The sequence below is a fragment of the Paenibacillus sp. V4I9 genome, assembly GCF_030817295.1.
Classification (GTDB): Bacteria; Bacillota; Bacilli; order Paenibacillales; family NBRC-103111; genus Paenibacillus_E.
In genome coordinates this window covers 3,404,501-3,418,237 of the sequence record NZ_JAUSZE010000001.1, presented here as the reverse complement: position 1 = coordinate 3,418,237, position 13,737 = coordinate 3,404,501, and the positions used below count along the sequence as shown (strand labels likewise).

General features: G+C 43.8%; 7 protein-coding genes. All 7 read left to right on the top strand.

Annotated features, from left to right (window positions below; genetic code table 11):
* The first annotated feature begins 236 nt into the window (after positions 1-236).
* Positions 237-2,600, top strand: a complete 2,364-nt coding sequence (locus tag QFZ81_RS15940; RefSeq protein ID WP_307603498.1) for a helix-turn-helix domain-containing protein — start codon at positions 237-239, stop codon at positions 2,598-2,600.
* 211 nt (positions 2,601-2,811) lie between these two features.
* On the top strand, positions 2,812-3,780 hold the full coding sequence (locus tag QFZ81_RS15935) for an ABC transporter permease (protein WP_307603496.1): 969 nt from the start codon (positions 2,812-2,814) through the stop codon (positions 3,778-3,780).
* Between the two features lie 57 nt (positions 3,781-3,837).
* On the top strand, positions 3,838-4,716 hold the full coding sequence (locus QFZ81_RS15930; RefSeq protein ID WP_307442752.1) for a carbohydrate ABC transporter permease: 879 nt from the start codon (positions 3,838-3,840) through the stop codon (positions 4,714-4,716).
* Positions 4,717-4,742: 26 nt separating this feature from the next.
* Entirely contained in the window at positions 4,743-6,338 is a 1,596-nt protein-coding gene (locus QFZ81_RS15925) for an extracellular solute-binding protein (protein WP_307603494.1), read from the top strand.
* Positions 6,339-6,361: 23 nt separating this feature from the next.
* Positions 6,362-7,969, top strand: a complete 1,608-nt coding sequence (locus tag QFZ81_RS15920) for a glycoside hydrolase family 43 protein (protein WP_307603492.1) — start codon at positions 6,362-6,364, stop codon at positions 7,967-7,969.
* 561 nt (positions 7,970-8,530) lie between these two features.
* The gene (locus tag QFZ81_RS15915) at positions 8,531-10,246 is read left to right on the top strand and encodes a pectate lyase family protein (RefSeq protein ID WP_307603490.1); all 1,716 of its coding nucleotides are present in this window, start codon (positions 8,531-8,533) and stop codon (positions 10,244-10,246) included.
* 1,031 nt (positions 10,247-11,277) lie between these two features.
* Complete coding sequence (locus tag QFZ81_RS15910) at positions 11,278-13,269, top strand: reverse transcriptase domain-containing protein (RefSeq protein ID WP_307603488.1); 1,992 nt, start codon at positions 11,278-11,280, stop codon at positions 13,267-13,269.
* Positions 13,270-13,737: the final 468 nt, after the last annotated feature.

Below are 13,737 nucleotides of genomic sequence, written 5' to 3'. Positions count from 1 at the left end.
AATAAAAAGTATACAATTAAATTAAGAAATGAGTTAAATTAAAGTTTTCTGCAACCGTTTTCATCATGCATTACCGACTACAGGAATCATAATACCCTCCACAAATAAATATGGCCCGGATCCCACTAACCATTGCACATCCATAGCTTCGCGTATCAGATTTAGCTGGTCAACCTCATAATACGAATATATTTTACATACTCAAGGCAAGGTACTGTTCAAAAGGAGGGTACGCTTTGAAATTAATCCCGCAAAGTTTAAAGGTATTTAAACAAAAGAGTATCTTTGTGAAAATGTTGTTTTTGTTTAATATTTTCATTCTGATCGCTATTCTTGCATTTGGTTATGTTTCGTATACCCAATCCTCTTCTCTGCTCGTTGAGGAAGTAGTGAAATCGAACTATAAATATATCGAGCAGGCTAGAGACAACATTGATGAAACATTGACCTCCCTGGATAATTTGTCCTTTCAGATTTCACTTCAATCGCAGATCCGAAGGTCGCTGTATTTATCGGAAACCACATGGGATCTTGACCAATTGCTGTTTCTTGATATTATTAAATATTTAAAAAGCGTCAAGCAGGCGAATACATTGATCTCGGATATATGGATCCAGTTCTACCGCTACCCGATCGTATTGAATCAGGAATCCAAATACAATCTTGATTATTATTATGAGGATATTTACAAAACCGGGCAGTCAACAGATTGGACAACTCCAAGTCAAAACCACCATGGGCTTAATTCTATCGGCAGATTTCAAGCAAACTCGTATGGAATAAGCTCATCCGTAATTACATTTGCGCGAACGGTTCCTCTAAGCGAAATCAAGCCTATGGGCGCTTTGTACCTGAATATCAAAACGGATGATTTTTCCAACAGGGTTCAAGGCGTCAGTGATCCTTATCCGGCATTCATCTATGCGTTGGACATCAAGGGAGAGGTTGTATTTAACAGCAAAATTCGCAGCGATCAGGATGAGTTGATTAATTCTGTCAAAGGGGCCATTACAGAGAAAGTAAGAGGAATCAATGCTGGTAATGGTTATCTGGAGCAGACGATTGCGGGTAAATCGTATCAAATTTTGTTTACTTCATCGAAGGTGAATGACTGGAAGTATATAAGCGTGGTACCGACGGCTTTTATCACGGAAAAGGCAAATGCGATACGTCAATTTACATTTGTAACGGCTATTATTTGTCTGATAGGCGGCTTGATTTTGTCCTATTTTTTGACCAACCGAATTTACCGTCCCATCAACAAGATTATCGGATATATCAATGTATTGGGCCGCACCCCTCTCTCCAGCCAGGACAATAATTCCAAGGAAGATGAACTTGGCTTTATCGATCGAATTATTAATTATGTGTATTATGAGAATCAAAGCTTAAGGGGCTCTTTTGAAAAAAACCTTCCGGCACTTCAGCAAAAATTTCTCTACGACCTCATTGATGGCAGAGTATCGTCGGCCAACGTACAGCAGCTTGCAGAGGAAATTCAATTGGAGTTTAACTATGGTTCGTATCAAGTGATTGTGTTTGAAACCGTCGATTTTTCTCTAGAGGATAAAATCAATCTGCGTTACCGGGATATTCTGGAAATCGTAGATGGGATGGTTAGTGAGTTGGACGACGTACATCTGGGTGTACGATCGATCCGCAAGCGCAATGACAAAATCATTTCCCTGTTAAATCTCGATCATCCCAATTCGAAGCCGGAGGTGATTCACGATTTTATCCAAAAGGTCATCTCCTTTTTCGAGCAGGAGTATTCCCGGACTTTCACGGTGGGGATCGGCAATATTTACAGCACGATAGATGAGGTGCCCCTCTCTTATGTAGAAGCTTTGTCCGCTTTGCAGTACAAGATCGTCAAGGGAGAAGGCAGCGTGATCTTTATTGATGAGGTTGACAAATTGCCCGAGAGCTCCTTCAGTTATTCGATAGAAGTGGAGAAGCATATCATCAACTGTGTGAAGACCGGAAACCATGTGGCTTTGCACCAACATTTGCAGAAAGTATGGGGAGATAATTTAAAGCAAGGGGATATAACGCCGGAAATTATTACTTACCTGTTTCAGGCTCTGGTAGGCACCGCAATCCGGACGATTTACGAAGTCCTATCTACGACCGGGGAAATATTCAGCGAATCCTTTGATTTATATAAAGAGGTCAATCAGCAATCACGCTTGGAGGATAAGAAGGAGTTTATTGAATGGATGTTCCAGAGCATCAGTGACTGGATTCAAAACAAGAAGCAGGGGCAGGATAATACTTTATTCAATCAAATTAAAGACTATGTGGAAAAAAATTATCATCTGGACTTATCGTTAACGATTCTCGGGGAGAATATCGGATTATCGCCTTCTTACCTGAGCAGTATTTTTAAAGAAGTCACGGGTATGAATTTTGTTGATTATATAAATACAAGGCGGGTTGAACAAGCTAAAATGCGGCTGCAGCAAACCCAGGATACCGTTTTTGAAATTTCCGAGAAGGCGGGATTCACGAATTCCAATACCTTTATCCGGGTGTTCAAGCGGCATGAAGGGATTACACCGGGACAATTCAGGCAATTGCATACGAAGGAAGACCTCTAGAAGACTGGTGATTAAAGAGTGGAGCGACCGGGGTTTATTGGAGATAACGAAGCAGTACTAACCGTCAGGAGCTGATTCCTGGCGGTTTTTGGCAATGATCATGAAAAAAGTAGATGTATCTAAAGAATTATCGATATACGAAATTCATGTAAGGGGATACATTGAGTAGGCGAGCGAAGTACACGAAACGTTGAGAGGAGAGTCTTACCCATTGGCTAAGCAAACTATGACTGCTGCGAGCCCGCCATCCATAAGTGCAGGATACAAGAAAACATCAAGCAGACGAAGCACTTTCAAAAAAGTCCTGCCGTACTATCTGATGTTCCTGCCACCGCTGATTTATTACCTGATCTTCAGATATGTACCTGTCGTCATGGCCGTCGTGATCTCTATGATGGACTACAATATTTACAAGGGGATTCTTGGGAGTGAATGGGCTGGATTTAAGCATTTTATCGATTTTTTTAACTCTGTTTATTTTGGTAGGTTGCTGCGCAATACACTGATGATCAACCTTCTGAGCTTGGTGTTTGTATTTCCTGCACCGATTATTTTTGCCCTTTTATTAAATGAGGTTCGGAACTCGCTGATCAAACGCATGGTACAAACGATCAGTTATTTGCCTCATTTTGTATCGACGGTTATTGTAGCGAGTATGGCGGTAACCTTTCTTTCGCCCAGCGTAGGATTAATCAACAATATTTTAGTGCAATTCGGTGTGGAACGGACGAATTTTTTACTGGATCCGAATTATTTCTGGGGAATCTTTACCTTTATGGATCTGTGGAAAACACTCGGATGGTCGGCAATCCTGTACTTTGCCACTTTAACGGGCATCAATACGGAATTGTATGAAGCTGCAAGAGTAGACGGTGCGAACCGCTGGCATCAGACCTGGCATATTACGCTTCCGGGTATCGCCCCTACGATTATTATTTTGCTGTTACTGAAAATCGGTCATATGCTGGAGATCGGTTACGAATTAATCGTGCTTTTGTACAACCCGAATACGTACCTGACTGCAGATGTCATCGGTACCTATGTATACCGGAGGGGAATATTGGATGCTAACTACAGCTTCGCATCTGCAGTCGGACTGTTTCAGTCGGTCATGGGGCTGATTCTGATCGTAATCGCCAATAAACTGGCCAAAAAGTACTCGGAAACGAGTTTGTGGTGATTTGTAACCAACAAAGAAGCATGCTTTCCACACAGAAAGCGTTAAGGAGGAAATGGTATGGCTTTCCGGCGTATGACGCTTGGAGGATTGGTGTTCAGTTGCATCAATGCATTGGTTCTGGGGTTAATTGTCGTTATGACCTTGTATCCGTTTCTTTATGTCGTGTCCGCCTCATTGAGTGAGCAATTGTACATTCAGCAGGGGAGAATCGGTATTATACCGATGGGATTCCAATTAGAGGCTTACAAAAGAGTGCTTGAGTTTCCGATGCTCGGAAGATCCTATTTGAATACGATCCTATATACGGCGCTTGGAACGGCAATAAGCCTGGTGTTAACGGTATGTGCCGCCTATCCGATGTCCAAACGGGACTTGCAAGGCCGTAAATTAATGACCACGATCGTGCTGATTCCGATGCTCTTCGGAGGCGGATTAATTCCCACCTTTCTCGTCGTGAATGCCCTCGGGATGCGGGATTCGATATGGGCGATCGTCATTCCGGCGGCGGTGACTTCTTTTTATGTATTTATCCAGCGAACATTTTTCGAGCAAATTCCTGTCGAGTTGGAGGACGCCGCCAAAATAGACGGGTGCTCGATGGTACAAACACTGGTCAAAATTATTTTGCCGTTGGCGATTCCGTCTTTGGTGACGATTGGCTTATTCTATGCGGTTAACGAATGGAACAGCTTTTTCCCAGCTATGATTTATTTGAATGATGAGAAACTGTTTCCAGTGCAAATCCTGCTTCGGGCGATCGTGATTCAGAATCAGACGGATCAGGTTTTGGTTGATGTTTTTGACGACAAGAACCTGTTAAGCGAATCGATTAAGTATTCGACTTTGGTTGTAGCGACACTACCCATTCTTATTGTGTATCCTTTCATTCAAAAATACTTTGTCCAAGGGTCGATGATGGGATCTATTAAAGGTTAAAACACAAATTTAAAGGAGGCGTCAACATGAAAAAAGAAAGTTGGATGAAAGGAATAACCGGCTTAATATTGGTATCGGTTACATTGGCTGGATGCCAAACAGGCGGGCAAGAGAAGGTTGCGGCGACTCCGGAGGCCAAGGCAGGCGAGGCGAATAAGCCTGTTAATGCGAATGGAAAGATCCTGGATAAGCAGATCGAGGTTAGTGTCTATATGAGGCCGAGACCTGAATCAGTGGAGTCCAATGAACTACTATGGATGAAGCCGATTTCCGAAAAAACCAACGTCAATTTCAAATGGCTGAAGGCACCTGCAGACGTCAACGATTACATCGAAAAGTTCAATTTGACCCTGGCGGGCGGGACGCTGCCAGATCTAATGGAGGCACCACTGGATTTATTAAATAAAGGCGGGGAGAATGGCGTATTTGAACCGTTGAACAAGCTGATCGAGCAGAATATGCCTAATTTTAAAAAGATTATCGAGCAAAATCCAGCGATCTTGAAGGATATCAAATCCGATGACGGGAACATTTACTTTTTCCCTCAAATCTCAGCCGTCAAAACGATCAACCTGCAAATCTTCCGTCAGGACTGGCTGGATAATCTCGGGTTGAAGGCACCGAAGACAACCGAAGAAATGTACCAGGTACTGAAGGCATTTAAAGAAAAAGATCCGAATGGAAATGGCAAGAATGATGAAATTCCTTTCACAACAAGAAGTAAAATGAAGGGTTTGCTGCCATTCATCGAGCCTTTTGGCGTATCATTTGAAGAGGATTTTTATGTGGAAAACGGTCAGGTGAAATACACGTACACCAATGCCAAATTAAAGGATGCGCTTGAATATACAGCCAGGCTGTACAAGGAAGGCCTGATAGATAAGGAATATATAACGAATGATCAAAAGGTCTGGGAGTCCAGATTCACGAATGAAGTATCGGGTGCTACCTTTGATTCATTCCCGCGACTCGAGGCTCTTGAGAAGCTGGTTGGCAAGGCCAATCCGAAGGTCAACTTAACTGGTTTGACACCGCTCCAAGGCCCAACAGGGATTGCTCCATTTACCAAAAGTCAGCAAAACCTGATCAAGAACGGTTTTGGTATCAGCTCCAAATCGAAATTCAAAACCGAAATTGCTAAGGTACAGGATTGGTTTTACAGCCCCGAAGGACAGCTGGCGATGAATTTCGGTAAGCTGGGCGAAACGTATACGATGGAAAATAATGAACCGAAATACACGGATCTCGTGATGAAGGATAAAAATAATGCGCCTCTGATCAAAATGTATGAGCTTGGACACCGGGAGTTTGCTTATCAATGGGACATTCGTTACGAGAACGCAATGGTTTCACCTAAACTGGCTCAGATTCGTGATTCGATTACGCCTTTTATTAAACCTAAGTATCCAGTTGCCTTGTCCTTCAAGCAGCAGGAGCGTGATGTTCTTAACTCCAAATTTACAGAGATTACGACGTATAAAGACGAGATGATGAACAAGTTCATTATTGGCTCGGAGCCGATCAGCAAGTTTGACGATTATGTCAAACAGATTGATAAAATGGGCATAGATGCAGTCTTGAAAGTCCAACAAGCCTCTTATGACCGATACCTGAAACGATAAAAGCAGAAAGCGGTGACGATCAGATGATGGTTGAGCATAACGTTCATTCCGTTCCTAATCCAGTGCTTCCAGGGGATCATCCAGATCCCTCGGTAGTTCGGGTGGGTGAAGATTATTATGTTGTTACCTCTACCTTTCAATATTTTCCCGGCGTCATGGTGCACCATTCCCGTGATCTGATACATTGGCGCCCCATTGGGCACGTCATTACTCGACACAGCCAAATTGACTTGACCGGGGTACCGGATTCTCATGGCGTATTCGCTCCCGATATATCGTATGCTGACGGGATGTTTTGGGTGGTCGTTCCTTTTTTTCACGGACAGCCGCGTTGCACAAACCTGCTGTTCACAGCAGAACGCCCGGAAGGGCCTTATTCCGAAGGCGTGGTACTGAATCATCACTTTATAGACCCATCCATATTTCACGACGATGACGGTCGTCGTTACCTCGCCTTTGGCGGAGGTTGGCTGCAGGAGCTTCATCCCGATGGATCCAAGCTTATTGGAGATGCCAAGCAGGTGTGGCCGGGGACTGGAGGCAACAACCCTGAAGGTCCGCATATCGTCAAGCGCCATGGCTATTACTATCTGATGCTGGCCGAGGGAGGGACGCGCTTTGGACACATGGAAACATTGGCCCGCAGCCGTTCGATTTGGGGACCCTATGAGCCATGCCCACACAATCCAGTGCTAACACAGACGGATCCTAGCAAGCCTCTACAGAAGGCAGGCCACGGTAAGCTGGTGGAGGATACGAAAGGGAACTGGTGGATGCTGCACCTTGGAGGGCGTCCGTTGACTCCAAATGGCAGTACGCCTTTAGGGCGTGAGACTTTCCTTGAATCAGTTCGTTGGACAGACGATGGCTGGTTTGAGGTAGGAGACGGGGGAAGCCCGCAGGAGCGGGTGCATGTGCTGCTCGAAAGTGGGCAGGAACCCATCTTGGTTGAGGCCGAAACAGACCGTTTCGACGAACCAGAGTTGTCTCCTGTTTGGGAGTGGGTGCGTCACCCCTTGGAAGGAAGCTATACGTTAACGGGAAACGGGCTTGAGCTGGAATGCGCACCTTACCCGTTATATGTCCCCGGGTCGACCCTTATCCTAACTCGCCGATGGGAGCATTTCTGTTTTGAGGCGCACACACAGCTTTCTTTTGTACCCCAGTCGTTGGGCGACGAAGCAGGGCTGGTCCTGTACCGCGACATGGATGCCATGCTGCTTGTTAGTGTCCGTTATGGAATCGGCCAAACCGCAGGACAAAAGTTTGATGCCGCCCGATTGCACGAGAAGCAGGAGGATGATGGACTCTATGTACAGATTGACCGCTCGGAGAAATGCCATCGACATATGCTGTATCGGGAGAAGCTTGATATGGAACCGGGAGCGGACTTATGGCTGAGAACCCAGCTTGATGCAGAGAGTCAGCAGTTCACTTTCGCCATATCGGTTGAAGGGGTAGAGTATAGGGAGCTGGAATTGTTCGTCTCAGCGGAATTTCTGTATCCGGAGCATTTTGCCAATTTCAATTGTTTCACGGCTCCCCGTGTAGGCATCTTTGCTCGTGGTGTATTGTATCAGCAGCATGGTAAGGCGTTGTTTAAACAATTTACGTATCGCGGAAATTCGTAGTGTAATCGGTTTGTAATTCGTCCAACAGGAAAGAACTACTACCTTTCTTGTAGAGAGGCGGCGAATAGAAATGGCGTTGCGCCACTACTGATGTGCTACAACGAAATCAAGATGTTTTCGTATATTTTTCTACGATAGCATAATTAACTAACGACGATAACGCCAAAGCCGGACATGATCGAAGTCTTAGCGTATATTTTCGTTAAAATGTTGGCACGATCCCTGAATTAATTTATCCAGTTGTGGTTCAACAAGAGGAGGGAACAGTTTAATTTTATTTTCAAAATAAGTGAGAAAATATTCAAATTAATCGAGAAATTAGTTCTTTTGATAGCTCGATATACAGGATGAGCGCTTCCCCCCATAGATCCATACCATGCGCCATGCTATAATCCGAGTAATTATTACCTTTTTTCCCAATGATGCACATAACTCCGATTAATCAATTTATCTTTAGGGAAATTGGAAGCGTTTTTATAAGAGGGGGGAAGCGACATTGATAATAGGTGTTAGATAATGGGATTGCGGGGTGTAGTTACTATTTGAAGGAGGGATTTTATTATGATGAAAAAAGTCTTAAGTAGTTTGGTGATGGGAAGTCTATTGGTGACTTCATCTTATATTGTTGCAGGTAGTAAAGTAGAGGCAGCCGTGATTGCTTCAATACCTAATACGATTAAGGTTGAAAAGAGCTATGATACTAGCTTTTTATCCGTTCCTGGCTATGCTTCTTTAGGAGTAAATGATAGAAGTAGTTATGTGGGAACATCCTATTATCGTACAATTAGTAATGGAAGAGAGTTTTTACAGGCAATTCTGGATGCGAGTAAAGGTACTGTTAAAGTAATTGAAGTTACGGATAATATTAACTTAGGATGGACTGAATTAGCTCTAGATTCAACTGAAAAATCAAAGTATAGTTTCATTACAAATTATCCGAAACCATCGAACGGATTCACGAATCCACTGTTAATCGCTTCCGGAGTAACTAAATTAAGCATTTCAAACGTAGATGGGTTAACCATCTTCTCAACATCAGGCAAGACCATTAAGCATGCGGAAATAAAACTGCAGGGTTCATCTAACGATATTGTCATAAGAAATCTCAAATTTGATGAAATGTGGCAATGGGACGACTCGGGAAAGCATAAAGAGGTAGGTTGGTCATTTATCAAGGTGAATGGCGCTAACAATGTATGGATAGACCACTGTAAGTTTTCTATAGCGGCAGATGGAATGATTGACATGGAAAACGGTGCATCCAATGTAACATTTTCTTGGAATGAATTCGGATTAGAAGCAACTGAAGATCCAGATAAGGGCAGTTCTATTTATAAGTCAATCGAATATATGGAGCAAAAATATGCAGCAGGTGCATTGGACCCATCAACCAGCGTTTACTATAAAATGCGTAACGAAGGCGCTACCAAAAATCAGATTATGGCTTATGCAGCATATCACTCTAAAGTTCATTTGGTAGGCTCCGGCGATAAGGATTATACGAACTATGTTAGTCCTACCGGAGTTGAGGTCAAAGATGGAAATCAAAGACTTAGATTGACGATGGCGTACAATCGTTATACGAATGTTGGACAACGTTTGCCAATGATTCGTCAAGGAGCTGGCCATGTATTTAATAATTATTTTGATAATTCGACGCATCAGAATGTAATGGATAGTGTATACGCTATCTCAAAATATGGCGGAGATACATTATCACGTGGAGTGAATGCAAGAAATGGTGCTTCGATAGCAGCAGATACAAATGTTTATAATGCTTTTAATGAACCGCTGATAGGTGCAGAACGTCAAGGTGACGATACTGGAAATATGAGTGCACCTTTTAATGAGTTATTTAAAGATGCGATCAACCATAGTTTAATTGTAAATTCAAAAGTAATAAATAGCAGCGGATCTTATATAGGAAGCAGCTGGGACAATAATGGTGATAATTTGTTTACCAAGGGAATCACTTGGTATGACAAATCAACAATCGGGAAATGGGCTTGGTCTTCACATATCGTCGGGGTAGAAAATATGAGTAAAACGAACCCGCCCAGCACACCGTTTACTTTCACCTATGATTACAATGAGCAATTGCCTTATGCATATAAAACCGTTCCGCTAAACAGTGTTGTACCAACAGTAGTAAAATACGCAGGAATATCAAAAAAAGTTGAATTCAGTGCTGCTTACTGGTTAAAAACAAACTATATGGATGCATATTCGAATGCATATTCGACTATTGAAGCAGAAAGTTACAACAAGAACCACTGAACCCAAAAAATTTTATACAAGAAGTTGCGAATCCAGCGGGAGGAGGAGGGCGCCGGCGGTGACTACCCCTAGCTGGAGCCATATTACCGCATGCGTTCTTATTTAAAAGCGTCAAAAGACATACGGTATGCAGGCTTGAATTCATAAGAAGACTGACCAATTAAATCTGTGTGAAAATTGTGTGCTCGATGATGAAATTATGAAGAAGATTTCTTTATTATAATTGCTAGTAGCTATAAGCATATTTGTGTTTTATCAATATCATTGTCAAAGCAAATGAATATGTAGAAAAATAGTCAATGGCTATTCAGCTAACGCAGAAGTACGACAAGTTCTGCCATAAGCACCAAACAGTGTGAAAAGCAGAAGATTACAAGGTGTAATCTTAACTTTACAACCGAGGATGGGAATGACGGAACCATGTATCCCGAAACCATCTCGCCAATACTCCTGCGCGCGTCATGACTAACAGGTCATGTGGTGTGAAGTACAGGTAGATTCGGCAGAACGAAGGCTAGAGCCATTCTGAGAAAAAAAAGGTATGCCAACGGATATGTCGCGCGGCTGAAAAACTGAATATGGTGAGAATGCTCGCAAAGAAGCGAACTGACGAACTTCCGAATGTACAGGTCTACAGTTAGAGCATGCGGAAACGTATGTACCATCAGACGATGGTGTGAGTGGCGTAAAGTAAAACTTTCTGCTATGAAATACGCGATGCCGAACTATGGCGGCATGGATCTCACAGGCTTAGAGGAAGCACCTAAGTTCAGCACGGATAGCTAGGTTATAAGGGACTTGGAAAACAAGGGACGTTGCAGTAAGGGCTGTTACCCGAAACGGTTGCAATAAGGCACTTGCCGAAATGAATTTATCCTTGTGAGGGCAGGGGTACGACCGATGAAGCCTCTGTAATCGAGGAGGAGGAACAGCCCCAAGTCTAATTGAAAAGAACGATCATTTTCCATACGTGAATTGCACCGATCAGGTAGGAACGTGGGAACATCACTTCGTCAAGGAGGGGTGCCACAGTGCAAGCTTTACGAAATTGGGAGTATTACGGCATGACGGAATCATTTACGGAGTTGTATGCAAGAGCGGCAAACAAAGAAACCTTTTCACACCTCTACGAGATCGTCACATCTAGAGAAAATATCTTGCTGGCTTACCGCACAATGAAATCCAATAAAGGATCAAAGACACCAGGAACAGATGGGTTAACCATTAAAGACATCGAACAACGACCCGAACACGAATTAGTGAGTGAAATCCAAAGCAGACTAGAAAACTACCGTCCCAAGAAAGTCAGACGGAAACTTATCGAAAAAGACAACGGCAAATGGAGACCGCTTGGCATCCCTTGCATCCTCGATCGCATCATTCAACAGTGCTTCAAGCAAGTCTTTGAGCCCATAGCTGAAGCCCAATTTTACAACTATAGCTATGGTTTCAGACCCCTTCGATCGACACACCATGCCATGGCAAGAGTTCAATTTCTCATCAATCAGGCGTCGATGCATTTTGTAGTCGACATTGACATATTGGGGTTTTTCGACAACGTCAACCATACTTTGCTCGGGAAGCAACTTTGGAATATGGGTATTCAGGATAGACAGGTTTTAGTGTGCATCTCTAAAATGCTAAAAGCTGAAATCGAGGGGGAAGGAATACCTTCAAAAGGCGTGCCTCAGGGAGGCTTGCTGTCTGCCGGTATTGCCCCCATTCATAACGGTCAAGAGGCGACTGCATATATCAGGTCGCTGTTGCAGGATGATCCGAAAGTATCTATGGAAATCCGAGGTGAACGTGACCGGAACAAGCATTTACATGCGGCTGTGTACTTGGAGGACGGAGCTTTTTTGAATGCGAAGCTTGTGGAAGAGGGCTATGCGGAGATAAGCCTAGATCTTCAAAATGACGGATTAAAGAATCAATTCGCCCTGCTGCAGAACGCAGCGTCGCAGAATAACGTGGGCAATTGGGCAAAGCACGAGACGTCCCTTCCACCTTCCATACGCAAAATGCACATCACTACCACCAACGTGGTGGTGGTGACTGATGAAGGGACTTTATGGACATGGGGGCAATTTTACGAGAGGCCGACCCGGATTCTGGAGGATGTTGTGGAGGCAAAAGTGGATAGCGATGCCGGCATTGCTCTAAAGAAGGATGGCACCGTATGGGTCTGGGGCTTTAACAATGCCGCCTTATGGGGTACCGGTGAACAAAAATATGAAACGACCGTCATCCCCAGGCAAGTAGAGGGACTCCGAGACATTGCATCTGTGGAGATGGCTCATTCCGGCGTTTTCGCGGTTGGCCGAGACGGACGCGTATTCGCGTGGGGATCAAACTACAATGGCAAATTAGGACAAGCGTACAAGTTGAACGAGATCATCTACAAAAAGCCTTATCAGACCTCATGGGCGGATGTCCGCTCCGCCAGCCCTGGCTTTGACTTTACGGTGGTACTCAAGAAGGACGGCACGGTCTGGCAGACTCAGCCGACAAGTTCCGAATTGAAGCACCTCGGCACTCTCAACGACATTGTTGCCGTTTCGAACAATAATAATTTTGCAGTGGCTCTCCAAAGCGATGGCACCGTCTGGACATGGGGCGTCAAAAGCGTATTTGGTATAGGAAATGCCGATAATCCCGAACCATTGCGTGTGGAAGGTCTAGCGAATATCTTACAGGTCGATGTCGGTCATGATCATGCTCTAGCAGTAGACCGGGATGGAAATCTGTTTGCGTGGGGTAGTAACGAGTACGGGCAGCTTGGAAGCTTGGAGATCGGGTATAGCTCAACTAAGCCATTCAAGGTGCCGCATCTTGGATCAGTTAAGGCTGTGGAAGCTGGCAACCGTCAATCCTTGATACTTAAGCAGGAAGGAACGCTCTGGGGAGTCGGCGCGAACGCGCATTATATTTTGAGCACAGATACCCTGAGAGATCGATATGAGAGCAATGTACTCTATCAAAAACAACTAACGCAGATCAAGTTGAACCTTCCGGCGTCCTGATTAAGGGACGGTGTTTTTAACTAATGCGAGTCAGATTCTAGTAAAGCTAAAATTATTAGATGAACTGGGAGGGTATTTCTATGAAATTAGACGAGTTATGGATGCTGTATGAAGCTGATAAACGAACATTGGGGTTCAGTCCACATACATTAAAAGCTTAAAGCTTACTATCTTCAGTTAAGATGTTGATCCGCGAAATAGGTAATCTCGAAATAGAGGAGATATCTTTAAATCTGCTAAAAGACTATTTGGCCAAACAAACAAAGCGATGCGAATGAGGTGGATAAACGGAATCTGGCCTTACAGATTAAACGGACAGGATAGCTTAATCTTATTTATAAAAAAAGGTTTTTTCTGGAAACCGGTGAATATATTTAGCAGGATGTCTTCATCATGGATAATCGTGAAGAGAGGAGAGGGTATTTTGCAGAAGAAGATAGCGGTTGAGTTAGTTGAAGTGGCGCCTTT

Excerpts from the sequence above, each read along its gene's own strand:
- QFZ81_RS15925 (WP_307603494.1), top strand. The coding sequence starts at position 4,743 with ATGAAAAAAGAAAGTTGGATGAAAGGAATAACCGGCTTAATATTGGTA.
- QFZ81_RS15920 (WP_307603492.1), top strand. The coding sequence starts at position 6,362 with ATGATGGTTGAGCATAACGTTCATTCCGTTCCTAATCCAGTGCTTCCA.
- QFZ81_RS15930 (WP_307442752.1), top strand. The coding sequence starts at position 3,838 with ATGGCTTTCCGGCGTATGACGCTTGGAGGATTGGTGTTCAGTTGCATC.
- QFZ81_RS15915 (WP_307603490.1), top strand. The coding sequence starts at position 8,531 with ATGATGAAAAAAGTCTTAAGTAGTTTGGTGATGGGAAGTCTATTGGTG.